We start from the raw sequence: 23789 nt of genomic DNA on the forward strand, positions 1-23789 counted from the left end.
AGGGAGTTTTAACTAATTTGGCAAAGCCAACAAAGAAGTTGGCAAGCAGCACAATATATCTGGTCGCAGAAGTTGTTATGTTGAATTCATGCCCTTTTATAAACACACAACAATAAAACACATCAGCCAAGAGTGAGAATTTCATGAATTTAACTACCGGAAAGAAAGCCCTGGCTTTAGCAATCGCACTCCTGACCTCTTCAGGCGCCCTTGCCCACGGCGGCGAGGCACATATGGTGCCGATGGAAAAAACACTGACGGAGTTTGGTGCAGATATTCAGTGGGATGACTATGCACAGATGTTCACCATCGTTAAAGACGGCGCATTTGTGAAAGTTAAACCCAATGCCAAATCGGCGATGGTGAATGGCAAAACATTGCAGCTGCAAGTGCCGATTATCTTTAAAAATAAGAAAGCGTATATTTCAGATACCTTTATTAACGAGGTCTTCCAGTCTGGTCTGGATCAAACTTTCGCCGTCGAGAAAAAACCACATCCGCTTAATTCATTGACCGCCGATGAAATATCAAAGGCGGTGTCGATTGTACAAGCAGCGCCTGAATTTAAAAGCGGGACCCGCTTTACCGAAATATCGCTGCACGAGCCGCCAAAAGATCAGGTCTGGCAGTTTGTCATGAGCGGCGCGGCGGTGACGGCTCCTCGTCAGGCGGATGTGATTATGCTCGACGGGATCCATATCGTTGAAGGTGTGGTGGATTTAGACGCCGGGAAAGTCGTGTCGTGGACACCGATTGAAGGTGCGCACGGCATGGTTCTGATTGACGATTTCGTCAGCGTGCAGACTATTATCAACGGCAGTAAAGAGTACGCTGAAGCGCTGAAGAAACATGGCATCGACGACCCAACAAAAGTCATTACTACCCCGCTGACAGTCGGATTCTTTGATGGTAAAGATGGGCTGGAACAGAACCAGCGCCTGCTTAAAGTCGTGAGTTATCTGGATACGGGTGATGGCAACTACTGGGCGCATCCGATTGAAAACCTTGTCGCCGTGGTCGATCTTGAGCAGAAGAAAATCATCAAGATTGAAGAAGGCCAGGTGATCCCGGTTCCGATGAATCCGCGTCCGTTTGATGGCCGCGACCGCGCGGCGCCAACCATTAAACCGCTAGAAATCATTGAACCTGAAGGCAAAAACTACACCATCACCGGCGATACCATTCACTGGCAAAACTGGGATTTCCACCTGCGTCTGAACTCGCGTGTTGGGCCGATTCTTTCGACCGTGACCTTCAACGACAACGGCAACAAACGTAAAGTGATGTACGAAGGGTCGCTGGGCGGCATGATCGTCCCTTACGGTGACCCTGACGTTGGCTGGTATTTCAAAGCGTATCTGGATGCGGGTGATTACGGCATGGGTACGCTGACATCCCCTATTGCACGTGGCAAAGATGCGCCAGGCAATGCGGTATTGCTGGATGAAACTATCGCTGATTACACCGGCAAACCGACCACTATCCCGCACGCCGTCGCAATTTTTGAACGCTACGCCGGGCCTGAATACAAACATCAGGAAATGGGCCAACCGAATATCAGTACCGAACGCCGCGAACTGGTCGTGCGTTGGATCAGTACCGTGGGCAACTACGATTACATCTTTGACTGGGTATTCCACCAGAACGGCACTATCGGCATTGATGCGGGCGCAACCGGTATTGAAGCGGTGAAAGGCGTGAAAGCCAAAACCATGCACGATGAAACCGCCAAAGACGATACTAAATACGGCACGCTTATCGACCACAATATCGTTGGCACCACACACCAACACATCTACAACTTCCGCCTGGATATGGATGTGGATGGTGAGAACAACAAACTGGTCGCACTCGACCCGGAAGTGAAACCGAACACCGCTGGCGGCCCGCGCACCAGTACCATGCAAATCAACCAGCATGACATTACGACTGAGCAGGATGCCGCGCAGAAGTTTGACCCAGGCACGATTCGTTTACTGAGCAACACCAGTAAAGAGAACAAAATGGGCAACCCGGTTTCGTACCAAATCATCCCGTATGCAGGCGGTACGCATCCGGTGGCAACTGGCGCGAAGTTCGCCCCAGACGAGTGGATTTATCACCGCCTGAGCTTTATGGATAAACAGTTGTGGGTGACGCGATACAACCCTGATGAACGTTACCCGGAAGGCAAATACCCGAACCGTTCGGCACACGACACCGGGCTTGGTCTGTACAGCAAAGATAATCAGTCACTGGATAACCAGGATGACGTGGTTTGGATGACCACCGGCACCACCCACGTTGCCCGCGCTGAAGAGTGGCCAATCATGCCAACGGAATGGGTCCACACGCTGCTGAAACCGTGGAACTTTTTTGATGAAACTCCCACGCTGAATCTGGCAGGGAAAAAAGAGCAGAAGTAAGGCGCTGTAGATGACCAGAGGGGGGATTAGCGCAAGCGACATCCCCCTTTTTCCCCTTAAGCTCTATAAATAGTGCACCGCAAGCCAAATAGTAGGCCCCTTCGCATCCGTCCACTCGACACGGTGACGACTCTTCGCAGGAATATTGACGAAATCCCCTGGGTAAAGTATTCGCGTCTGCGCTTCTTGCTCAAAACGTAAACCAGCAGAACCTTGCAACACAATGACCCACTCACACTCATCCTGACAGTACCAGGTGTCAGGGGGTGTGGATTGCCCGGTAGAAATGATTCTTTCAATTTTTATGTTGGGTGCGTTTAACAGCGCTTCAAATGTTTCCGCCTCCTGATGCGCTACCGCATCGGGAAAATGTGTAAACAAATTCTCAATCATTTCGGCACCCTCTTTGAGCACATCACTGCACTAAGCGTAGCGAAGATTCAGTCTTTCCCGGACAAACGCCAGGCACAATCCGCTCGTTTTCTTGTGGTGACTTTAGGCAATCGCCCGTAATCGTAAAGAAACAATTACACCAGTTGTAACTCACATTTGACGGACTCTCCGCAATCCCTTAACCTGCGCGGCACAATGTCGTTATAACAAGCGTAAATTCAGAGGGAAGCGTGAAGAATCGCACTCTTGGCAGTATCTTTATCGTCGCAGGAACCACAATTGGCGCAGGAATGCTGGCAATGCCGCTGGCGTCAGCAGGGGTTGGTTTTGGCGTAACCTTGCTTTTGTTGGTCGGCCTTTGGGGCCTCATGTGTTACACCGCACTGTTATTAGTGGAGGTTTATCAGCACGTTTCCGCCGATACCGGTCTTGGCACACTCGCCCGGCGTTATCTCGGTAAACCGGGGCAATGGCTCACCGGTTTTAGCATGTTATTCCTGATGTATGCGTTAACCGCAGCATATATCAGCGGTGCGGGTGAGTTGTTGTCAGCAAGCCTCAGTCAATGGTTCTCAACGACGATTTCTGTCTCCACTGGGGTGTTACTGTTCACTGTTGTTGCCGGTGGGGTTGTTTGTATCGGCACACATATGGTGGATATGTTTAACCGCATATTATTCAGCGCCAAGATTGTTATGTTGGTGGTGATGCTGGCGTTGATGATGCCGCATATCCACCACACTAATCTGCTGACGTTGCCGCTGGAAAAAGGCCTCGCACTTTCTGCCATTCCGGTGATTTTCACCTCGTTTGGTTTCCATGGCAGCGTGCCAAGCATTGTCAGCTATCTTGACGGAAATCTGCGTAAGTTGCGTTGGGTGTTTATCATCGGCAGCGCAATCCCCTTAGTGGCTTATATTTTCTGGCAAGTCGCGACGTTGGGTGCGATTGACTCCGGCGTATTCAGTGGGCTGTTAGCCAATCATTCCGGGTTGAATGGTTTATTGCAGGCTGTTCGTGAAGTGGTGGCCTCACCGCATGTTGAGCTGGCAGTTCACTTATTTGCCGACCTGGCGCTGGCCACCTCATTCCTGGGAGTGTCGTTGGGGTTGTTTGATTACCTGAGCGATTTGTTCAACCGCAACCGTAAAGCGTCCGGGCGCATGCAAACAGGGCTGATGACCTTTGTACCACCGCTGGTCTTCGCCCTGTTCTATCCACAAGGTTTTGTGATGGCGCTGGGTTATGCAGGTGTTGCGCTGGCGATTTTAGCGCTGATCATCCCGTCGCTGTTGGTATGGAAAAGTCGCCAGACTCAAACAAACGCGGTTTACCGTGTTGCCGGTGGCAAACCGCTGCTCATTTTAGTCTTTGCCTGCGGGGTTGCGGTCATAGTTATCCAGGCGTTGATTGCAACCGGCGCATTGCCTGACGTGGGTTAATTCCCTAAGCGATCACACCAGCCCGGTGTTCACCCGCTTGCCTATCTCTTTAAGCTGCGAGTATTTTTCCAGCAGAGATGGACCGTCATCAAGGCTCATGGCAAACATCCACATGTAGGTCATGACCGAGTAAATATGCCCGGCGTTCCCGACGCCCTTCACGGTCATTAGCCAAATGGTCGTGGCGAACAGGAACGCTGCGGCAATACCAATCGACAGATAGCCATACGCTTCCCGGTCAGACAACCGAATACGCACCCGCGCCAAAAAGTTGTAGTGCTTGTTGAGCGTGTTTTCACTGGCTGTCCCTACGAAACCCACTTCCTTTTCTAGCCGGTCATTGAGCTTCTCGTACAGCATTTCGTTTTTACGCGTGTAACTCGGTAAAAAGAGTGAGAAGAAGATCAGCACTCCAAGGCACGCAACACCCGCCCAGAACTCAATAGTCAGTAGCATAATCACCGCACCGATGATGGAAGCCAGCGACGTAATCAACAAAGGCAGGTGTGTTTCAAAGAAATTCACAAATTCACGTGACAACGTCACGCGGGCTGCAATGGTAGAATGACTATGATCGTCTTTACGCTGCGCCAGGATAACCGGCACCGCCAGACCTGCGTAGATTCTGGCAAAAGTGCGCGTATCCATGCTGCGGCGTGCAGCACCTATCGCCCACATAATAAAAACCACCAGCGCATACAGCAACGCATGCAGCGATTGCCCCTTGATGATTGCGTTGATGGCAAAGCCCGCCATTAAGGGATACAGCAAGTAAACGACATTCTCAGCGACCACCAGCATCAGCGTAATAATCAGCTTTTTACTGTGGAGTTTTGCGAGTTTTTTTATGGTGTTCAATGCACCGAGCGAGGGTTTAATCTGCGCGGTTTGATGACAAGTAGACATGACTTTAACTTCTTAGATTGTTATCCTTGAGCGGTTGCTCAAGAATGAAAAGATTCTATTTGAGCACTTGCTCAAAGTCAACGAAGGTACTGTGATGAAAGAAAAAGCATCTGTTCTAAAAGAGAATATTCTTGATGCGGCGATCGTATTGTTCACCGAAAAAGGGGTGGAAAAGGTCACCACGCGCGAGTTAACAGAAAGTGTCGGCATTGCCCGTAGCCATATTTATCACTACTTTCCCGACTGGCAGACACTGTGTATTGAGGCCTTTTCACGCTTTATGTATGCGGAACTGGAATCTTTTACGCAAAAGACCCGCACCGTAGCCCCAGAACGCGGGCTGAACATTTTCATCGATGATTATTTGCCTGACCGCGCAGACGCGGCGTGGGAGTTGTACGGTTCATTGTGGCGTCTTGCGGTACATAACACGGTGTATGCCGATTTTGCGCTGCGGCTTACGGAAAAATGGGACGCTTTGCTGGCGAGCATTATCGAGGCGGGTATTCAAAGCGGAGTGTTTCGCCAGACCGATGTCGGGCGCGTTACCCGTCAGCTAGGATCGTTGCTGAACGGGTATTCGGATCAACTGATTATCGACAGTGCGCCGCTCGCACGCGAACAGGCATTGGAAGATATTCATGGCTTTGTAAGCCTGGCGCTATTGGCTTAATCGGCAAAGTGCTACGGATAGGTAATCCCAGGCGGATTCACCTCAGACGTAGCCACTTCTTCGCCCTTTTCTCCCCAGCGATCCAGCACTTGTTGGTATTCACCGCGTTTCACCGTGCCATCCAGTGCAGCTTGCAGCGCGTATACCAACCCATTCCCTTTTTTGGTGGTAGTGGCAACATACGCCTTTTTCGGACCCAGCCCGACAACCCGTGTGGTTCCGGTCAGTGCCGCTTTATAAGCTGCCACACTTTGCGGACCAAAAGTGGCATCCGCGCGACCCGCCTGAATATACAAATTGCCGGAAGCGTCATCCGTCAGATAAATCGGTTGTGCCTGTTTGCGCCCTTCGCGTTCATTAATTTCATTCCAACCCAACAGGATTTTTTCCTGATTGGTGCCAGAACCTAAAATGATGCGTAAACCCGCAACGTCTGTTGGCCCGCTGATTTTCTGAATCGGACTGTCTGATTTTACCGAGAACGCCAGCGAATCGACGCGATAGGTCGCGAAATCGAATTTCGTTTTACGCTGCTCGGTTACCGCTATGTTCACCAGCGCCACATCGTAGCGCCCGGAAGTAATCCCAAGCGGCCAGTCTTCCCATGCTGTCGGGACCAGTTTGAGTTTCAGCCCTAAACTATCGGCCAGCAGCCGCGCGATATCCGGATCGCTGCCGATCCTTGTGCGATTATCACTGGCCAGCATTGCCAGCGGCGGTGAGTTGAGCGCGGAAATCGCCACCGTTAGCGTACCCGGTTCAACAAACTGATAGCCCTGCGGAATTTTGCTGATAGCAATCGGGTCTTTAGCGGCATGAATCGGTTGTTCATTCGCCTTGAGATCAAGACTTCCTTGTGCGTAAAGCGTTGTGCTCATCATCAACAGCGCCAGTGGGACAAATTTCATGCCTGCTCCTTATAGAACCTTAGATAAAAACTGACGCGTTCGTGAGTGTTGCGGATGGTTAAGCACCTCGTCACTGCTACCTTGCTCCACAATTTTGCCGTCCACCATAAACACCACGTTATCCGCCACTTCCCGGGCAAAACCGATTTCATGCGTCACGACCACCAGCGTAGTACCTGAACGTGCCAGTTTTTTAATCACATCGAGCACTTCCCCCACCAGCTCCGGGTCGAGTGCAGAAGTCGGCTCATCAAACAGCATCACGCGAGGACGCAGTGCCAGTGCACGAGCAATAGCAATACGCTGCTGTTGCCCGCCGGAAAGATGACGCGACCAGGCATCCGCTTTATTGCGTAACCCAACGACATCCAGCAACTCATAAGCCTGTTCAATCGCTTGCTTACGATTGAGCTGTTTATGGGCAATCGGTGCTTCAATCAGGTTTTCCAGTACCGTGAGATGCGGGAATAAATTGAAGTTCTGGAACACATAACCCACGTTCACGCGCTGGCGCAGGATCTCCTTTTCTTTCAGTTCGTACAGCTTATCGCCCGCCTGACGATAGCCAATGTAATCGCCATCAATCTGAATAAAGCCTTCATCAACGCGCTCAAGGTGGTTAATGGCGCGCAGCAGCGTGGATTTACCCGAGCCAGACGGCCCCAGAATCACCGTCACGGAGCCGGGTTCCAGCTCCAGAGAAATGTTATCCAGTGCTTTATGGCGGCCAAAAAATTTACTGACGCCGGTAATCGAAATGTGGCCGGTTTGATTATGGCTTGTTTGGCTATGGAAGTGGGACATGAGCGGCCTCCTGAGTGTGCAGCACAGGCTGACGAGATGAGTGGCGAACTGGATTTTGCTGATTGATCGCCGAGCGGCGTTCACTGCGTGCCAGCCAACGTTCAACCAGATGCTGAATGAGGGACAACACGCTGGTGATAACCAGATACCACGCCGCACCGACCATCAGCAGTGGAATAACTTCCTGGGTGCGGTTGTAGATCATCTGAATGGTGTAGAACAGCTCCGGCATTGCCAGCACGTAAACCATCGCCGTGCCTTTCGCGAGACTGATAATCTCGTTGAAACCGGACGGTAAAATAGTGCGTAGCGCCTGTGGCAAAATAATGCGCAGCGTGCGTCGCCATGCGGGTAATCCTAATGCCGCTGCCGCTTCATACTGGCCGTGATCGACACCCAAAAAGCCGCCGCGAATAATCTCAGCGGTATAAGCGCTTTGCACAAGCGTCAGCCCCACCACAGCGGTAGAAAACTGCCCGAGCACGTTAATCGTCTGGTAACTTCCCCAGCTTATCTGAGTAAACGGGATACCAATTGAGAGCGTGTCGTAGAGATACGAGAAGTTATAGAGAATGATCAGCACCACGATCAGCGGCAGCGATCGAAACAGCCAGATATAACCCCACGCCAGGCTATTGAGCAGCCATGACGATGAAAGCCTGGCGAGCGCCAGCAAACCACCCAATATCACGCTGAGCACGGTGCCAATCAGCGTCAACAGTAAGGTTTGCGCCAGCCCCTCAAGGATGACTGGGTCGAAGAACCAGCGCGCAAACACGCTCCACTCCCAGCGTGGGTTAAACGCCACCGACTGAATAACAATCGCCAGCACAAACAGTGCGACAACCGCGCCCAGTGTTCGTAGCGGATAACGCGCCGGAACGACTTTAATGGTTGATGGTGGGGTTGATAGTCTAGTCATGATCATTCCTCAGGCCGTTTTGCTCAGACGAGCCAGCGTTTTGGTAAAACGCAGGCGCCCGTCGAACGGTGCCACGCTGTACTCTTCGGGGTTGCGTTGAATATCGAACTGCGGTTGATAGCCGAGGCTCAGATAAAGCTTCACCGCTTCCGGCTGACGAAAACCGGTGGTCAGATAAACGTGGCTGTAACCGGCAATCTGCGCCCTGCTTTCCAGTTCACGCATCATGCGCTGCGCAATCCCTTGTTTGCGCAATGAGGAATGAGTCCAGATACGTTTGATTTCAGCGGTATGTTCATCGAATGGCTTATACGCACCGGTGGCAATAATCTCGCCATCTCGTTCCAGAACAATGAATAACCCTTGCGGTGCCAGATACCACTCGGTGAGTTCCACTTCGGCGTCACGGGAAAAATAGTCCCCATAACGCGCCTCATACTCGCCAAATAAACCGGTAATAATCGGCTGGAGCTCCGGTGCTTCCGGGGAAACATCACGAAATTGTTCGCGCATAGACCGCTCCTTAATCGCCCAGACCATCAGGGTTAATTTCGGATGCAGGGATTTTCTCAACGCTTTCCCCCCAGCGGCTCAGTACTTTGTTGTAATCGCCGTTTTTAATAACGCCATTGAGCGCGGTTTGTACCGGTTCAACCAGGCCGCTCTCTTTTTTCAGCGTAACAGCGATATGCGCTGCTTTCGGCCAACCGCCATCAACTACGCCAACTAACTTTGTTTTCTGATTGAGCGCTGCTTTCCATGCGCCGATGACGTTCGGGCCAAAGTACGCGTCAGCTCGGCCAGACTGTAAAGCCAGGGTTTGTGCGGCATCGTCTTTGGTGTAAACCGGCGTGAAAGGTTTAAGCCCTTTCTTCAGGTTTGCTTCGTTCCACGCCAACAAAATAGATTCCTGATTAGTTCCGGAGCCAACGATAATGCGCAATCCGGCGATATCTTCTGCTTTCTCAATCGTTTTAAATGGGCTGTCTGCTTTCACGTAGAAACCGAGCGAGTCTTTACGGTAGGTCGCAAAGTCGAATTTCTGTTTGCGATCTTTAGTCACAGTAATATTGCTGATGGCCGCGTCGTATTTGCCCGACGCCACACCTAGCGGCCAGTCCTCCCATGACGTCGGCACCACGTTGAGCTCAAGCCCTAAGCTGTCTGCCACCAGACGGGCAATATCCACTTCGCTACCGAGCAGCGTTTTGTTGTCGTCAGAAAATACCGTCAGCGGCGGTTGATTGAGCCCGGCGACCGCCACAGTGAATTTACCCGGTACGGCAAAGCGATAATCTTTTGGCAGCTGTGCGACAGCCTGTGGGTTCACCACGGTATTGATGGGCGTTTTATTGGCTTCAATACTGACGCCGGTGCCGTTAATCGTGACGTCCTGTGCCAGTGTTTGTGCAGAGGAAAGTGCCAGAGCGATTGCAAGGATGAGCGATGATTTTTGCATAGCAGGTTCTCTTTTATTGTTGTGTGTTTTAAATGGTTGGTTTTTAAAGTGATGACTTTTTAAATTGATAGCTCGGTTCAGCTAACCCCAACGTTTCACGCAGCGTCGTGCCCGGATATTCCTTGCGGAATAAACCACGCGCTTGCAGCACCGGCACCACTTCATCCACAAAGCGTGGGAAGGTATCGGGTGTACCGCCCTGAATGATAAAACCGTCGGCGGCATGGCTTTCGAACCACTGCTGTAATCCGTCAGCGACTTGTTGGGCGGTGCCCGCAAAACGCGGTCGTGGGGATGCCGCTTCCAGTGCGACCTGGCGCAAGGTCAGATTGCGTTCACGGGCGTTACGTTTAATTTCATCAGTGGTACTGCGGAAGCTGTTCTGCCCCAGGTCGCCGATATCAGGGAACGGCTCATCAAGCGGGTATTGGCTGAAATCGTGATGCTCGAAATAGCGGCCAAGATAATTCAGTGCGTCTTCTATCGACACCAGTGCCGCAGTGGTTTGATATTGGTGTTCTACGTCTTCAGCATCGCTGCCGACTATCACACTCACGCCCTGGAATATTTTCAAATCATCGTTATGGCGACCATGACTCTCCAGTTGCCCTTTTACATCACGATAAAAATGCTGCGCTTCTTCAAGCGTGTCGTGATGAGTAAAAATAGCGTCAGCGTGATGTGCAGCTAATTTCTTACCGTCATCTGATGCGCCAGCCTGGAATACAATTGGCCGACCTTGCGGTGTGCGGGAAATATTCAGCGGCCCTGCAACTTTAAAGAAATCGCCATGATGATTCAGCGTGTGCAATTTTTTAGGGTCAAAGAAATGTCCGCTGGCTTTATCACGAATAAACGCGTCTTCTTCCCAGGAGTCCCATAGCCCTTTCACGACATCCAGATATTCATCGGCAATGCGATAACGCAGTGCATGTTCTGGATGTTTGTCACGAGAGAAGTTCTTTGCCGAGCCTTCCAGCGGTGAAGTCACCACGTTCCAGCCCGCGCGCCCTTTGCTTAAATGGTCAAGGCTGGCAAACTGGCGCGCCACGGTGAAGGGTTCGCTATAGGATGTCGACAGCGTCCCGACCAACCCTAAATGCGTGGTGACGCTGGCTAATGCCGACAGCACCGTTAATGGCTCGAATCTATTCAAAAAATGAGGAATAGATTTTTCATTGATATATAAGCCGTCAGCGACAAATAAAAAATCGAGTTTGCCCTGCTCGGCTTTTAAAGCTGTCTCTTTTACAAAATCAAAATTAATACTGGCATCGGGAATAGCCGCCGGATGGCGCCATGCCGACATATTTCCGGAAGCGCCATGCAGGATGGTTCCCAGACGCAATTGTCTGTTGTTTGACATATTTATGCTCCGAATATTTAGTTTGCGAGTAGCGCCTGTTCAGCAAGCGTGGCGAAATATCTTGCTGCATCTTCAATTAATGCTTCATCCGGATTAAAAGCCGAATGATGTAACCCGTAAGTGCTGTTGCTGCCAATGCTGACAAACGCACCAGGGATCGTTTGCAAATAAACGGCAAAATCTTCGCCGCCCATATGCAGTTCAGAGGTTTGTGTCTGGTAACCCGCATCTTTTGCGGCCTGCATCGCAAATGCCGCCCATTTATCATCGTTATTCAATGTGATTGGCCCGTTGAACCATTCCACTTCAATTTGTGCGCCAAACGCACTGGCTAAACCGGCTGCAATCTCACTGATGCGCTTCTCTACCTGTTGCTGAATATCGGCGCGATGCGTGCGCACTGTTCCTTCCAGTTCGACACTTTCCGGCAACACATTCCAGGTATTTCCCCCTTGTATTCGCGTCACACTGACCACGACAGAATCCAGCGTATCGATATTGCGACTGGCAATAGTTTGCAATGCCAACACCAGCTGGCTGGCAATTACAATGGCGTCATTACCTTCTTGTGGTCGTGCGGCATGAGCGCCTTTGCCCCGCACCCGTAACACGAAACGATCGACGTTGGCATAGAATGCGCCGCCTCTTGTGGCAAAAGTGCCTACCGGTAAGCCAGGCTCGTTATGCATGCCAAAAATAGCGGACACGTTTTCCAGCGCACCAGCCTTAATCAGCGCCTTCGCCCCCGTGAAGTTTTCTTCCGCCGGTTGAAACAACAGACGGACGCGCCCGGATAATTTCGCCTCCCGTTCTTTTAACAGCAGTGCGGCCCCGAGCATGACGCTGCTGTGAACATCATGCCCGCAGGCATGCATCACGCCATCGCGTCGTGAACTAAACGGCACGCCACTGGTTTCCTGAATGGGCAGCGCGTCAATATCGGCACGCAGCGCAATCACCTTTTCCCCTTGCCCGACTTCTGCCACCACTCCGGTTGCAAGTTGATAAGGCAACAGTCGCAATCCAGCTGTCTCCAGCCAGTGACGTATGCGCGAGGTGGTCGCAACTTCCTGCCCGGATAACTCCGGGTTTTGGTGCAACTCGCGTCGCCAGTCGATGAGCTGTTCTTTGAATGTCTGCGGGGCGAATGTCATTGGCTTCCCCTTACCAGGCTTCATGTTCGGCAGCAAAATCAGACACTGGCTTCGTCTGCTCAACGCCTGCCAACAAACGCAACGACTGTAAACGTGCGATGGGATCGGTAATGGGGGTATCAATAATGAATTCGTCGATACCAAATTCCTGGCTCAGTGCCGCAAGACCCGCATGAACCGTCTGTGCGGTACCTTTCAGCAACGAAGGTTCGCGGCGTTCAATACGTTTGATAGCACTGCCCGCCTGGCGAGAAAATGCGTGCGCCTGGGCAACGCTTGCAACGCTGACACGCTGGCTGTTTTCCAGCTCAACGCTCCAGATTTCCACCTGGCTTGCCAGTTCAGCTGCTTTTTCTTCGTCCGCGGCGACAATCACCTGCACGGCCACCACCGTGTCGCGCTGGCATTTACTGCTCCAGGCAGTAAGCACCTGGCGCATTAAGTTTTTATCGCCATTCAGGTGAGCGGCATAAACGAAGTTCCAGTCAAGGCTTGCAGCAAGGGCTGCACTTTCAAGGCTTGCCCCCAGCAAAAAGCGATCGGCGCCGCGCGCAGGAACCGGTGTGGCTCGTAAGGTTTCTTCTTCGTCTGGTGCGGCAGGCAACGTAAGCCAGTTATCAAGCTCGGTGAGTTTGTCGGCAAACGACGCTTTATCCTGCCCACCGCGCTGCAACGCCTGGGTAGACAGGGGTAAACCGCCTGGCGCTTTTCCCACACCGAGATCAACACGCCCTGGCGCAAGGCTTGCCAACAGATTGAAGTTTTCCGCCACTTTGTAAGGGCTGTAATGTTGCAACATCACCCCACCTGAACCGACACGAATATGCTGGGTTTGCCCGACTATCCATGCAATAAGCAGTTCCGGCGACGGGCTTGCCAGCCTTGAGGTGTTATGGTGCTCGGCAATCCAGAAGCGGTGATAACCCCAGGCCTCTGCAAGTTGAGCCAGATGCAGCGTGTGTTTCAGGGCGTCGCCAGGAGTCTCGTCCTTCGCGACCGGGCTTTTATCCAGCAGGCTGATTCGATATGACATGCAACAAACTCGTGTTGATTAACATGCCTTCATTAATAAGGTTTCCGTTCATATGAGTGAAACAATTAATTTACATTTCGTTAGCCAAAAACTGGATAAGCCAGCTTTCGCCGTCACCAGATAGCTCATAAAGGGTCTAAAATTATTAATCCAGGAACAAAAAAGACTCTTTTTGACCCATGGCATTGTAAAAAGTCCGTATATGAACCATTTTTTAAATAAAATAGAATCTAAGGGTTATTTTTGATTTATACTGACATCAATGGACCATATATAGAATATTTACGGATTTAAAATTAAATTTGGGTCACATATGAACTACGACAATGACACGCTCGCAGACAAACTGCATGCCATGAGCGAATTATTGAATGACGTAAAAAAAGCAGTGACGTTACGTGCGCAAGAATCAGATAGCCTGATCGAAGATCAGGTTATCGCGACCTCAGCACAACTGGGGCAAAAACTGAACCTGCGCCGCAAAGCGCTGGATATCGATCTTGCGACTCTTGAGCTACAAACCGGGGTGTCAGCTTCAACGCTCAAACGTCTGTTTAAAGATCCCGAGCAGGTCAAATTTGGCACCGTGTTACGCGTAGCTGAAGCATTAGGTGTGAAGCTATGCGCCGCCGTGTAGAGGTGTGGTTATACGGCGAGCCGGTGGGCGAATTGCGCCAGGATGACGACGGTTATGAATTTAGTTATCGCGCTGACTATATCGGCCCGCCGCTGTCGCTGAGCTTGCCGGTGCGTGTCGGCCGTTTTCGCAGCCAAACCTTACCCCCTTTCTTCTCCTCTCTGGCGCCCGAGGGGTGGTTGAAAAAGCGTTACAGCCAACTGCAACAGCGCGACGAACATGACCTTCTCGGGATGCTTATCGATAACGGTAAAAACCTGATAGGTGCAGTGCAACTGGTCAACATTCAGGAGGATTAATGATGGGATTACCCCCGCGTTGCCACATTCTTTTAACTCCGCTGGTGCTGGCCAAAGAGCAAGAGTCCGGTTATTCGACCAAAGGTCTGAGACATCTGACTGGCTCCGGCAAAGTGAACCCTAAACTGAGTTTTACGCGCAGTGAATTTATTCATGAATTGCCGAAAGCCCAGCGCGGCATGAGTATCTCAGGGTATCAACCTAAGCTTCAGATGGTTGTGCAGGATGGGGAATTTGCCGTGGTTGAACACCAGGGTGAGTACATTCTCAAACCCTCTCCCGCGGAATTCCCCCATCTGGCCGAGAATGAACACGCCACCATGACGCTGATGGCTCGGCTGGGGTTTGACGTGCCGCCACACGGCCTGGTGAGTTTTGCGCCCGAGCAGGATGGCCCCCGCGAATTAGCCTTTGTTATCCGCCGTTTTGACCGGGACAGACAAACCGGTGCGGCCATTCATCAGGAACAGCTTGATGCGGCGATGAATGTGGGCGAAAAGTACGGGAAAACGGGCAGTGACGGAAAGCAGTATGTGAGTTATCAGCAGTTGGCTGAGTTTCTGACTCAACATGTGAATAGCAACATCGCGTTTAAAATCGATCTGTTCCGACGCATTGCGTATGCCTATTTGTTGGGTAACAACGATATGCACCTGCGTAATTTCGGCTTGATTCACCCGCGAATCGGCGAGCCGTCGCTCTCACCGGTTTATGATTTTGTTTCTGTTGCACCCTATCCCGCTATTTTTAGCTCGGGGTTTATGGCACTGCCGCTATTATCATGTGAAGAAGGCGACCGCGAACTGGCACCGGGTTTTAAAACGGCTTATGGCGAATATCTCGGTATGGATTTTCATGCGCTCGGTTTGAGTATGGGCATGACGGATAAACTCATCGTTAAATTGCTTCACGATTTGCAAAAAGAGAGTCGCATTGTGGATGCGGTATACCGTGATTCGTTTATGCCCGTAAAAGATGTGGAAGCAACGCTGCGTTGTTACCACCAGCGGCTGGATCGGTTGATGCGTCTGGATGAAGCGCAGATTTAATGTCAAAAATGGCGGGTAATACGATGCTTACCCGCCTGAAGACTTAAAACGTTTCCCAATTCTCGTTTGACTCGCTGACGGCGGTCTTACGAATCATCGTCGGTGCAAGTGTGAGTTTTGGCTCGACGCTGCGGGATTCAGTTCTTACTTCCTGGTTAATACGAAATACAGCAACGGCCTGAGTCAGACGGCTGGCCTGTTCTTCAAGTGCTGAAGCGGCTGCGGCAGACTCTTCAACCAATGCGGCGTTCTGCTGCGTAACACGGTCCATTTCAGAAACCGCCAGCCCAACCTGGTCGATCCCACGGCTTTGCTCATCGGATGCCGACGCGATCTCGCCCATGATATCGGTCACGCGGGTCACCGCATTAACAATTTCACCCATGGTTTCGCCCGCACTTTCAACCAGCGTTGAACCGGTATCCACTTTGCTGACGGAATCTTCGATCAGGCCTTTGATCTCTTTGGCAGCCTGCGCACTGCGCTGCGCCAGATTACGCACTTCACCGGCAACCACCGCAAAACCACGCCCTTGCTCACCCGCACGTGCGGCTTCAACAGCAGCATTCAGTGCCAGGATGTTGGTCTGGAAGGCAATACCATCAATGACGCTAGTAATGTCAGCAATTTTCTTCGAGCTGCTGGCGATGTCGTTCATGGTGCGCACCACGTTATCCACCACTTTGCCGCCCTTCTGCGCGGTTTCGGAAGCACTCAACGCCAGTTGGCTGGCCTGGCGTGCATTTTCCGCATTCTGTTTCACCGTCGCGGTTAACTCTTCCATGCTGGCGGCCGTTTCTTCAAGCGAAGCGGCTTGCTGCTCAGTACGGGAAGAAAGATCATTGTTACCGATAGAAATTTCACTGGCACCGCTATAAATCGCGTTCGCGCCATGACGCACATCACTTACCGTGCTCATCAGTTCAGACTGCATGTGGCGTAGGGTGGCGGCCAGTTGCCCCATCTCATTGGTGCCTTCCACATCAATCGTCCGCACCAGGTCACCGCTGGCAATATGACGAATGCTTTCAATCAGGCGATGCAGCGGTTCAATCAGGGTTTTCTTGATGCCCAGCCAGACGGTGACAATCGCCGCCGCAACCAGGGCCAGAATCACAATAAGGATCCAAATAGCCTGCGAGTAAGACTGATTATTGTCGTCTACCGCTTGTTGATACAGCTGGTCATTTTGTTGCAGATAACTGACGTACTCTTTCTCAAAGCCATCCTGGTATTTCTGCGTAGGTTGATCGAAGAATTCGTTAATTTTCCCCGCACCCAACAATTGAATCAGCTCAGCAAGTGCGCCGTGGTAAATATCGTAATTACGCTTGATTTCATTAATGGATTGTTCGCTTTGACGTGGGTCGTGAGGCAATGCTTCATACTCAGCCCACTCTTTTTCAGCCTGTTTTAACGATTGGCTGGCGATGAGCATCAGCTCATTTACCGTCGCGCCGCTACCAATATTGTTGGTATCCATCATATGACGGATGCCCGCACGGTTTAGCGTGTTACGGGTTTGCAATAACGCCACCCAGCTACCGTTGAGCGTGGACTGCTGCTGGCGAATGGTTTGCAGCACCGTGAAGTTTTCTTTGTCGTTTTTTAGCGCGTTGAAGAACAACCCACCGGACGTCATCTGTAAGACACCAAATAAACCCAGCACAAAGAGAAGACTGGTTACAACTTTTATGCGATTTAACATGCTCTTTCGTTCTCATGACAACAGAAGCATAGAGTTTCGGCAAATACACTCAAAACTTTATGCTTCATTGCAGAGAAAAAGAGAAATTAACTCCGTTCGATGTCTTTAGCCGCCTGATCTAACGTATCGATGATGCTGTACAACGTCTCTTTAGGTAGATCGGTTTGGCCGAGTTTAGTGTTAAGCGCAACTTTGAAATTATGAATCGCCCGCTGTATTTCCGGGATACGGCGGTTATCCCCCAGTACACCTAACGACTCCAGACGTGCAATCACATGGCTGAGTTCATCTTGCTGTTCTGCCAGTGACGTGTGCCCTTCTTCAGTCAGCATCCACGCTTTCTTACTGCTGTCGCTTTGCACGGCCGTAATCAACCCCATCTCCTCAAGCAAAGAGAGGTTCGGATAGATAATCCCGGGACTTGGGACATATTCGCCTTTTGCAATCGCCTCAATAGATTTGATCAACTCGTAACCGTGCGCGGTGTGGCTTGAGAGGAAATGGAGGATCAGCAGACGGATGTCGTTGGCATCAAACAGGCGTTCGCGGCGCATGCGACCTTTACCGCCGCCCATACAACCCTTTTCGTTATGGTCATGGCCGTGATGACCACCATGCAAACCGTGTCTTTCGTGGCGTTCATGTTTCGCACAAAATTGTTGATGTAGTTGATGGATTCTCATATCAGTTTCCTTATTTATGATGCCAGTAAGCCACAGCACGCACGTAATCCGCGTCCAGACCGTGAGTTTCCAGCAATGCATCGCTCAGTTGTTTCACATCGTGACCTTCTCCGGTGACCCAGACAAAATAGTCGCTCTCTGGGAAGTCAATCGTGCTGATGTGTTTAGCGATAGATTCGGTATCAAACCTGTGAATATGCGCGTGCTGAAACTCACACAGATACTCGAGGCTTTGCGCGTGATGGCTGTTAACCAGCACAGTGGGAACAATATGTTCTGGTAATGACAGCAGACGACGGCGAACGGCAGGCAAACCGCTTTCATCACAGATGTAGAGCTGGAATGAGTAATCGGTCGGAACCACCAGTGAACCGCGTGGCCCGCCAATTAAGAGCGTGTCGCCAACAGTTGCGTTTCCAGCCCACTGGCTTGCGACGCCACCGTCGTGAATGTAGAAATCCAGCGTCAATTCGTTACGCGTGGCATCAAATGCCAGCGGTGTGTAATCGCGAGAGAGTGGACGCTGGTCTTCTCCCCATACAATTCCGTCGTCAGTCACTGACGGACGAATAAAATCACCGTCTTCCGGCGGGAAAAACACTTTCACATGGTCATCAAATCCCCGAGAGGTGAACCCCGCTAATTCTGGACTGCTAAAAACAATGCGATAAAAACACCCCGCAACGGTCTCTTTGCTTTTGACGGTTAACTGACGGAATTTGAGGTCGTTTTTTACGCGTTGAGGAAGATTAGGTTTAGTTTGTAAGGTCATTCGGTTCTCACTTTGCATTTCTAAGATATATCATAACTATGTTTTAGCACATGCAATTGAGATTGTCGTTATCAATTTTTGCCGTTACGCAAGGTGTGAAGTGGCGAAATTCTATTCGAAATTGTTAACGCGCCTCGTGGATCGCAAATTGACAAACCCTTACCAAGCGATGCTTCCAATTCGCAGCCAGCGGTGCCTACACTGCAAGTGGCAGCAACTGCCAGGTCATATACCATTCATCACCTACCCCAAATAACAGTCCAGGAGGTTTGCAATGTTTCCTGAGTACCGTGAATTGATTAACGAATTAAAATCCGCTAACCCGCGTTTCCTCAGCTTGTTTGACAAGCACAATCAGCTCGACGATGAAATTTTACGCAAGGGAGGGCCGCAAGGGACGGGATACAACGAAAGAGTCGTACAGATGAAAAAAGAGAAGTTGCGGCTAAAAGATGAGTTGTATCAGATGTTGAAGAAAGCGAGTCAATAACCAGGGGCGTATTCAGGAAGGGGAAACTCCCCTTCCTTTGTTTTTTAAGCTGCTGTAACCAACCTAAAAACAATCGCATAAAGCGCCGTCAAACCCGGATAAATATCAGCAATCACCTCTTTAAGCTGAGGCAGCGTCATATTTTCCTGGCGAGCATGCTCTTCCGTCAGTTCGTCGAGCATCACCGGCGTCACGCTGATAACTTCAATAGTGCAAAAATAGACGTCATCTTCGTAACGCCCGACGCGCAAGTGCTGGCCCGTCGTAAAGTGTGATTCAGAGGCGTCACGTAGCGTAATGGTTTTGTGACCGGCTACGATATCACTCTCAAAACGCTGAAAAAAAGTAATGTCATTCATTGCGCATCCAGGTAAAAAACGTAAAGAAAATTAGAACAGCGAGAACATTAAAGCGACCGGAAAACTCATCGGCCAGGTGGCTCCCACCAGCACAGAACTCAACAGTTTAATTCGTTTCGTATCTTTAGCCAAAAACCAGGTGATAAAACCAGTTATTAACGACATCACGGCATAAAAAACTAACATACTCTGATAAAGGGTCATTTTTATAAATTTGAAATCTGAAAAACCTGCCGCAAAATATGCTCTTATTTATGACGCAGATCAAGCTTTTGCCACCACTTTCTCCCACGTTCCGCCTCGCCTGGTGAATGCACTATATTTACCCTATTCCACAGACAAAGGGTCTGGGGTAAAGCGGAGATTTTTTATGGGACACTACGTTTTAAAGAAATCAACGAAAGCGACTGCTGAGCCATTTTATTTCGTGTTAAAGGCATCAAACGGACAGATTATTGCCCAAAGCGAGATGTATTCGTCGAAAGCTGCCGCGCAAAAAGGAATTGAGTCGGTGCAGAAGAATGGAGCCACTACCGATATTCGCGACGAAACGGAGTAAACAGCGAGAGAAAATCCTGGATGGCGCAGCGTTTATACACATAAATGATTAGTGCAGAGATATACACCGGCGCCATCCACCTCATAAGATGTGGAATTACCTCATAACATGTGGAATTTAAAGCAAAAGAGTAAATTTACATAATTCATTACCCGTAGTATAGATAGCGACTATCTTTAGTAAAGAACTGTAGTTATTTGTATGAGGTCATTATGTTCCTTAATTACTTCGCGCTCGGCGTGCTTATTTTTGTCTTCCTCGTTATTTTTTACGGGATCATTATTCTTCACGACATTCCTTATCTTATTGCTAAAGCTCGTAATCACCCCCACGCCGATGCTATCCACGTCGCCGGTTGGGTGAGCTTGTTTACCTTGCATGTTATATGGCCATTCTTATGGATTTGGGCCACGCTCTATCGTCCTGAACGTGGCTGGGGAATGCAGCAAAACTCAGAGATTTCATTGGCTTCGTTACAGCAAAGGGTTTCTGAGCTGGAGCAAAAGTTAGGCGACAATAAAATAACTCCATCGGAGTAATATCATGGATTTACTCATTATCCTGACATATGTAGCTATTGCATGGTCAATATTCAAAATATTTAAAATACCTGTAAATAAATGGACAGTACCAACCGCTGCATTGGGAGGGGTATTTTTAATTGGCGCACTGATTTTATTAATGAACTACAACCACCCTTATACTTTTTTGGCGCAAAAAGCAGTTATTTCAATTCCAATCACACCACAAGTGACAGGGATTGTGAGTGAAGTGACCGATAAACAAAATACGATGATTAAAAAAGGAGACGTGCTATTTAAATTAGAGCCCACTCGCTATCAGGCTCGAGTCGACAGACTTAAGGCTGATTTGACCACTGCCATTCATGGCACTGAGTCACTCAGGTCGGAACTTGATGCTGCCATTGCCAACACAACCCGTGTTAGTGCAGAACGCGACAGATTGTTTAAAGATTACCAACGTTACCTTCAGGGCAGTAAAGCGCGGGTCAACCCTTTTTCTGAGAGCGATATTGATAACGCCCGTCAGAACTACCTTGCTCAGGATGCACTGGTAAAAGGTTCGGTTGCCGAGCAGTCGCAAATCAAAAGTCAGTTAGACAGCATGGTCAATGGTGAGCAATCGCAAATTGTCAGCTTACGCGCCCAACTGAATGAAGCAGAATACAATCTCAATCAGACCATTGTTCGAGCACCGAGTGATGGCTACGTGACACAAGTGCTGATCCGCCCGGGGACATATGCGGCAGCCCTGCCGTTACGGCCGGTGATGGTGTTTATTCCGAAACAAAAACGCCAAATCATCGCGCAATTCCGGCAGAACTCGTTGTTACGTTTAGAAGCGGGTGATGAAGCCGAAGTGGTCTTTAATGCGTTGCCAGGGCAGGTTTTCCCAGGAAAACTCACGACTATTTTGCCTGTCGTCCCGGGTGGTTCTTATCAGGCCCAGGGTACGCTGCAATCACTGACGCTAACCCCTGGAAGTGACGGCGTGCTGGCGATCATTGAGCTTGCGCCAAATGCACAAGTCGATGAGTTGCCGGATGGTATTTTTGCCCAGGTTGCGGTCTATTCCGACCACTTTACCCATGTTTCTGTGATGCGTAAGGTGCTACTGCGAATGACGAGCTGGATGCACTATCTGTATCTTGATCACTAAGTACGATAGCAAAAACGCTAAACCCCGGTTGCTGCAATGTCACCTGCTACATTGCAGCAACCGTACCTATAAACAGCACTGAACATTTACGGCGACCGGCGATTAAGCTTTCGATTGACACTCCTCCCCTGAAACCGATATATCCAGCAAATATTGTTTAACAAGACGGCTGATTTCTTTCGTATTATCACATAAAATATGCCGTACAATATTTGCTCATTTAAGGATATAAACAATGACAATTAAAAAGCGTGTTTCTATTTTTTGCTCAGCTGTCCTGGCCGCCGTTGTATTAACAGGCTGTGCCGGTTCAGCTAAAAAAGAGAGCACGGGTGGTTATATTGATGACACGGTTGTCACTACCAAAGTCAAATCTGCTTTACTGAGTGAAAAATCAATCAAATCTACAGATATTAGTGTTGAAACATTTAAAGGCCGCGTGCAGCTGAGTGGTTTTGTCTCTTCAGCTGCAGAAGCAAATAAAGCCGTTGCGGTAACAAAAACGGTTAAAGGTGTGCAGGTTGTTCAGAATGCTCTGATAGTGAAGTAAGTACCGCGCAGTCTATTCAGATTATGATGAAGTCAGTAAAAATTGTATTCATCCATCGTTGAATTAATAACCCACCCCGCCAAAAGCAATTGACGGGGTGGATTGCCGCTAATGCTTAATCATCACATGCCGAATCACGGTGTAATCTTCCAGGCCGAACAGCGACATATCTTTGCCATAACCCGACAGTTTTTGCCCGCCGTGTGGCATTTCACTCACCAGCATGAAATGGGTATTCACCCACGTACAGCCATACTGTAAACGTGCGCTAAGGCGGTGGGCGCGGCCAACATCTTTTGTCCAGACAGAAGACGCCAGACCGTAGCTGGAATCGTTAGCCCAGCCCAGCACCTGCTCTTCGTCATCAAACACCGTGACGCTGACGACCGGGCCAAACACCTCTTTCTGCACAATGTCATCCTCCTGCTTCGCACCCGCAAGCAGCGTTGGCTGGAAGTAATATCCTGGCCCTTCTACTTTGGCTCCACCGGTCACCACTTTGACATGTGGCAGCGCTTTGGCGGCATTCACCGCGTTACTGACTCGCTCAAGGTGTGCGGCAGAACTCAACGGCCCGAGTTCGGTGGATTCCTCTTCAGGTGCACCGTATTTCAGGCTGCTGACCGCTTCACCCAGTTTTTCAACCAGCCTGTCGTAAACTCCTTTTTGCGCGTATATCCGACATGCCGCAGTACAGTCCTGACCTGCGTTGTAATAACCAAAAGTACGCACACCTTCTACCACCGCATCAAGGTCTGCATCATCAAAGACAATGACCGGTGCTTTGCCGCCCAACTCCATATGGGTGCGTTTAATCGACGGTGCAGTATGGCTGATAATATGTTCGCCAGTCGCAATCGAGCCGGTTAACGACACCATGCGCACTTTTGTGTGACCGGTCAGCACATCGCCGACCGTCTGCCCGCGCCCAAACAGCACGTTCACCACACCCGCAGGGAAAATATCCTTCGCCAGTTCCGCGAGTTTGAAGGCCGTGAGAGGCGTGATTTCGGACGGTTTGATAACCACGCAGTTCCCGGCGGCAAGTGCCGGGCCGAGTTTCCAGGCCGCCATCATCAACGGGTAGTTCCACGGAGCGATAGACGCCACTACACCTACGGGATCACGACGGACCATCGACGTATGGCCACTGAGATATTCACCCGCAGCCAGCCCATTCAGGCAACGGCTTGCACCCGCAAAAAAGCGGAACACATCCACTACCGCTGGAATTTCATCATTTAACACGCAATGGAAAGGCTTACCGCAGTTAAGGGATTCAAGACGAGCAAACACGTCACTATGTTGTTCGATAACGTCAGCCAGTTTTAGCAGATGTTCCGCACGCTCTTTCGGTGTGGTTTGTCCCCAGGTGGCGAATGCGTTATCCGCAGCCAGTACCGCTTCATTAACCTGGCTCGGCGTGGCTTCGGCAATCTCGAGCAGCACTTCTCCCGTTGCCGGATTGTAGACAGGTAATTTCTCGCCCTGGCCGTCCACTAATTGGCCGTTAATTAATAATTTGCTTTGCATAGTGA

The 23789-nt window shown here is 50.2% G+C and carries 25 protein-coding genes and 1 pseudogene; 11 read left to right on the forward strand and 15 right to left on the reverse strand.

Annotated elements, in window-relative coordinates; all coding sequences use genetic code 11:
• Window positions 1-143: 143 nt before the first annotated feature.
• Window positions 144-2405, forward strand: a complete 2262-nt coding sequence (tynA, locus tag BSPA111_RS00515) for a primary-amine oxidase (protein WP_183269271.1) — start codon at window positions 144-146, stop codon at window positions 2403-2405.
• 63 nt (window positions 2406-2468) lie between these two features.
• Here the strand turns inward: tynA and BSPA111_RS00520 are convergent, their stop codons facing one another.
• Window positions 2469-2798, reverse strand: coding sequence for a cupin domain-containing protein (locus tag BSPA111_RS00520; RefSeq protein WP_183269272.1), 330 nt, complete (start codon window positions 2796-2798; stop codon window positions 2469-2471).
• Between the two features lie 230 nt (window positions 2799-3028).
• Between BSPA111_RS00520 and tyrP the strand changes: the two genes are divergently transcribed.
• The gene (gene tyrP / locus BSPA111_RS00525; protein WP_183269273.1) at window positions 3029-4240 is read left to right on the forward strand and encodes a tyrosine transporter TyrP; all 1212 of its coding nucleotides are present in this window, start codon (window positions 3029-3031) and stop codon (window positions 4238-4240) included.
• A 12-nt stretch (window positions 4241-4252) separates the two neighbouring features.
• Here the strand turns inward: tyrP and BSPA111_RS00530 are convergent, their stop codons facing one another.
• Window positions 4253-5146, reverse strand: coding sequence for an ABC transporter six-transmembrane domain-containing protein (locus BSPA111_RS00530; protein ID WP_183269274.1), 894 nt, complete (start codon window positions 5144-5146; stop codon window positions 4253-4255).
• Between the two features lie 94 nt (window positions 5147-5240).
• Between BSPA111_RS00530 and BSPA111_RS00535 the strand changes: the two genes are divergently transcribed.
• Window positions 5241-5819 carry a TetR/AcrR family transcriptional regulator gene (locus tag BSPA111_RS00535; protein WP_183269275.1) on the forward strand — a complete coding sequence of 193 codons (579 nt, stop codon included), beginning with the start codon at window positions 5241-5243 and terminating at the stop codon, window positions 5817-5819.
• An 11-nt stretch (window positions 5820-5830) separates the two neighbouring features.
• Here BSPA111_RS00535 and BSPA111_RS00540 read toward each other — a convergent pair whose 3' ends face one another.
• The 7 genes and pseudogenes from BSPA111_RS00540 to BSPA111_RS00575 all read right to left on the reverse strand — a co-directional run bounded on the left by BSPA111_RS00540 (window position 5831) and on the right by BSPA111_RS00575 (window position 13465).
• Entirely contained in the window at window positions 5831-6727 is an 897-nt protein-coding gene (locus tag BSPA111_RS00540) for a transporter substrate-binding domain-containing protein (protein ID WP_183269276.1), read from the reverse strand.
• A 9-nt stretch (window positions 6728-6736) separates the two neighbouring features.
• A complete protein-coding gene (locus BSPA111_RS00545; RefSeq protein WP_183269277.1) occupies window positions 6737-7531 on the reverse strand; it encodes an amino acid ABC transporter ATP-binding protein in 795 nt (264 codons plus the stop codon).
• Window positions 7515-8453: an amino acid ABC transporter permease gene (locus BSPA111_RS00550; RefSeq protein ID WP_183269278.1), complete on the reverse strand. Its 939-nt coding sequence runs from the start codon at window positions 8451-8453 to the stop codon at window positions 7515-7517. The genes BSPA111_RS00545 and BSPA111_RS00550 overlap by 17 nt, the downstream gene beginning before the upstream one ends.
• A 9-nt stretch (window positions 8454-8462) precedes the next feature.
• A complete protein-coding gene (locus BSPA111_RS00555; protein ID WP_183269279.1) occupies window positions 8463-8966 on the reverse strand; it encodes a GNAT family N-acetyltransferase in 504 nt (167 codons plus the stop codon).
• A gap of 10 nt (window positions 8967-8976) precedes the next feature.
• Window positions 8977-11278, reverse strand: a pseudogene (locus BSPA111_RS22545) (NtaA/DmoA family FMN-dependent monooxygenase).
• Window positions 11279-11295: 17 nt separating this feature from the next.
• Window positions 11296-12432: an amidohydrolase gene (locus BSPA111_RS00570; RefSeq protein ID WP_183269282.1), complete on the reverse strand. Its 1137-nt coding sequence runs from the start codon at window positions 12430-12432 to the stop codon at window positions 11296-11298.
• Window positions 12433-12442: 10 nt separating this feature from the next.
• The gene (locus BSPA111_RS00575) at window positions 12443-13465 is read right to left on the reverse strand and encodes an MsnO8 family LLM class oxidoreductase (protein ID WP_183269283.1); all 1023 of its coding nucleotides are present in this window, start codon (window positions 13463-13465) and stop codon (window positions 12443-12445) included.
• 313 nt (window positions 13466-13778) lie between these two features.
• Between BSPA111_RS00575 and BSPA111_RS00580 the strand changes: the two genes are divergently transcribed.
• The 3 genes from BSPA111_RS00580 to BSPA111_RS00590 are packed head-to-tail and all read left to right on the forward strand — an operon-like array spanning window position 13779 to window position 15450.
• Window positions 13779-14102, forward strand: a complete 324-nt coding sequence (locus BSPA111_RS00580; protein ID WP_221200548.1) for a helix-turn-helix domain-containing protein — start codon at window positions 13779-13781, stop codon at window positions 14100-14102.
• The gene (locus BSPA111_RS00585; RefSeq protein ID WP_183269284.1) at window positions 14087-14401 is read left to right on the forward strand and encodes a HipA N-terminal domain-containing protein; all 315 of its coding nucleotides are present in this window, start codon (window positions 14087-14089) and stop codon (window positions 14399-14401) included. Before BSPA111_RS00580 ends, BSPA111_RS00585 begins: the two co-directional genes overlap by 16 nt.
• Window positions 14401-15450 carry a type II toxin-antitoxin system HipA family toxin gene (locus tag BSPA111_RS00590; protein ID WP_183269285.1) on the forward strand — a complete coding sequence of 350 codons (1050 nt, stop codon included), beginning with the start codon at window positions 14401-14403 and terminating at the stop codon, window positions 15448-15450. Before BSPA111_RS00585 ends, BSPA111_RS00590 begins: the two co-directional genes overlap by 1 nt.
• Before the next feature lie 43 nt (window positions 15451-15493).
• Here the strand turns inward: BSPA111_RS00590 and tsr are convergent, their stop codons facing one another.
• The 3 genes from tsr to BSPA111_RS00605 form a co-directional block, all read right to left on the reverse strand.
• Window positions 15494-17158 (reverse strand): methyl-accepting chemotaxis protein, encoded by a 1665-nt coding sequence (gene tsr, locus BSPA111_RS00595; protein ID WP_183269286.1) that lies wholly within the window; start codon window positions 17156-17158, stop codon window positions 15494-15496.
• Between the two features lie 86 nt (window positions 17159-17244).
• Complete coding sequence (locus tag BSPA111_RS00600) at window positions 17245-17841, reverse strand: PadR family transcriptional regulator (protein WP_183269287.1); 597 nt, start codon at window positions 17839-17841, stop codon at window positions 17245-17247.
• Between the two features lie 10 nt (window positions 17842-17851).
• Window positions 17852-18613, reverse strand: a complete 762-nt coding sequence (locus tag BSPA111_RS00605; RefSeq protein WP_183269288.1) for a siderophore-interacting protein — start codon at window positions 18611-18613, stop codon at window positions 17852-17854.
• A 274-nt stretch (window positions 18614-18887) separates the two neighbouring features.
• Between BSPA111_RS00605 and BSPA111_RS00610 the strand changes: the two genes are divergently transcribed.
• Window positions 18888-19103, forward strand: a complete 216-nt coding sequence (locus BSPA111_RS00610; protein WP_183269289.1) for a YdcH family protein — start codon at window positions 18888-18890, stop codon at window positions 19101-19103.
• Between the two features lie 44 nt (window positions 19104-19147).
• Here the strand turns inward: BSPA111_RS00610 and yqfB are convergent, their stop codons facing one another.
• The gene (gene yqfB, locus BSPA111_RS00615; protein ID WP_183269290.1) at window positions 19148-19462 is read right to left on the reverse strand and encodes a N(4)-acetylcytidine aminohydrolase; all 315 of its coding nucleotides are present in this window, start codon (window positions 19460-19462) and stop codon (window positions 19148-19150) included.
• Window positions 19463-19492: 30 nt separating this feature from the next.
• On the reverse strand, window positions 19493-19666 hold the full coding sequence (locus tag BSPA111_RS00620; protein WP_183269291.1) for a GhoT/OrtT family toxin: 174 nt from the start codon (window positions 19664-19666) through the stop codon (window positions 19493-19495).
• Window positions 19667-19832: 166 nt separating this feature from the next.
• On the opposite strand from BSPA111_RS00620, the gene BSPA111_RS00625 reads away from it, so the two are divergent.
• The 4 genes from BSPA111_RS00625 to BSPA111_RS00640 all read left to right on the forward strand — a co-directional run bounded on the left by BSPA111_RS00625 (window position 19833) and on the right by BSPA111_RS00640 (window position 22251).
• Window positions 19833-20021, forward strand: coding sequence for a YegP family protein (locus BSPA111_RS00625; RefSeq protein ID WP_183270253.1), 189 nt, complete (start codon window positions 19833-19835; stop codon window positions 20019-20021).
• Window positions 20022-20233: 212 nt separating this feature from the next.
• Window positions 20234-20560 carry a DUF3302 domain-containing protein gene (locus tag BSPA111_RS00630; protein WP_183269292.1) on the forward strand — a complete coding sequence of 109 codons (327 nt, stop codon included), beginning with the start codon at window positions 20234-20236 and terminating at the stop codon, window positions 20558-20560.
• Between the two features lie 4 nt (window positions 20561-20564).
• The gene (locus BSPA111_RS00635) at window positions 20565-21701 is read left to right on the forward strand and encodes an HlyD family secretion protein (RefSeq protein ID WP_183269293.1); all 1137 of its coding nucleotides are present in this window, start codon (window positions 20565-20567) and stop codon (window positions 21699-21701) included.
• A 235-nt stretch (window positions 21702-21936) separates the two neighbouring features.
• The gene (locus BSPA111_RS00640; protein ID WP_183269294.1) at window positions 21937-22251 is read left to right on the forward strand and encodes a BON domain-containing protein; all 315 of its coding nucleotides are present in this window, start codon (window positions 21937-21939) and stop codon (window positions 22249-22251) included.
• 108 nt (window positions 22252-22359) lie between these two features.
• Here the strand turns inward: BSPA111_RS00640 and patD are convergent, their stop codons facing one another.
• Window positions 22360-23784, reverse strand: coding sequence for an aminobutyraldehyde dehydrogenase (patD, locus tag BSPA111_RS00645; RefSeq protein WP_183269295.1), 1425 nt, complete (start codon window positions 23782-23784; stop codon window positions 22360-22362).
• Between the last annotated feature and the right edge of the window lie 5 nt (window positions 23785-23789).

The sequence above is a fragment of the Buttiauxella sp. A111 genome (assembly GCF_014189855.1).
Lineage (GTDB): Bacteria > Pseudomonadota > Gammaproteobacteria > Enterobacterales > Enterobacteriaceae > Buttiauxella > Buttiauxella selenatireducens.

Excerpts from the sequence above, each read along its gene's own strand:
- BSPA111_RS00520 (WP_183269272.1), bottom strand. The coding sequence starts at position 2,798 with ATGATTGAGAATTTGTTTACACATTTTCCCGATGCGGTAGCGCATCAG.
- BSPA111_RS00605 (WP_183269288.1), bottom strand. The coding sequence starts at position 18,613 with ATGACCTTACAAACTAAACCTAATCTTCCTCAACGCGTAAAAAACGAC.
- BSPA111_RS00620 (WP_183269291.1), bottom strand. The coding sequence starts at position 19,666 with ATGACCCTTTATCAGAGTATGTTAGTTTTTTATGCCGTGATGTCGTTA.
- BSPA111_RS00625 (WP_183270253.1), top strand. The coding sequence starts at position 19,833 with ATGGGACACTACGTTTTAAAGAAATCAACGAAAGCGACTGCTGAGCCA.
- tynA (WP_183269271.1), top strand. The coding sequence starts at position 144 with ATGAATTTAACTACCGGAAAGAAAGCCCTGGCTTTAGCAATCGCACTC.
- BSPA111_RS00550 (WP_183269278.1), bottom strand. The coding sequence starts at position 8,453 with ATGACTAGACTATCAACCCCACCATCAACCATTAAAGTCGTTCCGGCG.
- BSPA111_RS00590 (WP_183269285.1), top strand. The coding sequence starts at position 14,401 with ATGATGGGATTACCCCCGCGTTGCCACATTCTTTTAACTCCGCTGGTG.
- BSPA111_RS00530 (WP_183269274.1), bottom strand. The coding sequence starts at position 5,146 with ATGTCTACTTGTCATCAAACCGCGCAGATTAAACCCTCGCTCGGTGCA.
- tsr (WP_183269286.1), bottom strand. The coding sequence starts at position 17,158 with ATGTTAAATCGCATAAAAGTTGTAACCAGTCTTCTCTTTGTGCTGGGT.
- BSPA111_RS00570 (WP_183269282.1), bottom strand. The coding sequence starts at position 12,432 with ATGACATTCGCCCCGCAGACATTCAAAGAACAGCTCATCGACTGGCGA.
- BSPA111_RS00610 (WP_183269289.1), top strand. The coding sequence starts at position 18,888 with ATGTTTCCTGAGTACCGTGAATTGATTAACGAATTAAAATCCGCTAAC.
- BSPA111_RS00555 (WP_183269279.1), bottom strand. The coding sequence starts at position 8,966 with ATGCGCGAACAATTTCGTGATGTTTCCCCGGAAGCACCGGAGCTCCAG.
- BSPA111_RS00600 (WP_183269287.1), bottom strand. The coding sequence starts at position 17,841 with ATGAGAATCCATCAACTACATCAACAATTTTGTGCGAAACATGAACGC.
- BSPA111_RS00585 (WP_183269284.1), top strand. The coding sequence starts at position 14,087 with ATGCGCCGCCGTGTAGAGGTGTGGTTATACGGCGAGCCGGTGGGCGAA.
- BSPA111_RS00535 (WP_183269275.1), top strand. The coding sequence starts at position 5,241 with ATGAAAGAAAAAGCATCTGTTCTAAAAGAGAATATTCTTGATGCGGCG.
- BSPA111_RS00635 (WP_183269293.1), top strand. The coding sequence starts at position 20,565 with ATGGATTTACTCATTATCCTGACATATGTAGCTATTGCATGGTCAATA.
- BSPA111_RS00580 (WP_221200548.1), top strand. The coding sequence starts at position 13,779 with ATGAACTACGACAATGACACGCTCGCAGACAAACTGCATGCCATGAGC.
- BSPA111_RS00545 (WP_183269277.1), bottom strand. The coding sequence starts at position 7,531 with ATGTCCCACTTCCATAGCCAAACAAGCCATAATCAAACCGGCCACATT.
- BSPA111_RS00540 (WP_183269276.1), bottom strand. The coding sequence starts at position 6,727 with ATGAAATTTGTCCCACTGGCGCTGTTGATGATGAGCACAACGCTTTAC.
- BSPA111_RS00630 (WP_183269292.1), top strand. The coding sequence starts at position 20,234 with ATGTTCCTTAATTACTTCGCGCTCGGCGTGCTTATTTTTGTCTTCCTC.
- yqfB (WP_183269290.1), bottom strand. The coding sequence starts at position 19,462 with ATGAATGACATTACTTTTTTTCAGCGTTTTGAGAGTGATATCGTAGCC.
- patD (WP_183269295.1), bottom strand. The coding sequence starts at position 23,784 with ATGCAAAGCAAATTATTAATTAACGGCCAATTAGTGGACGGCCAGGGC.
- BSPA111_RS00640 (WP_183269294.1), top strand. The coding sequence starts at position 21,937 with ATGACAATTAAAAAGCGTGTTTCTATTTTTTGCTCAGCTGTCCTGGCC.
- BSPA111_RS00575 (WP_183269283.1), bottom strand. The coding sequence starts at position 13,465 with ATGTCATATCGAATCAGCCTGCTGGATAAAAGCCCGGTCGCGAAGGAC.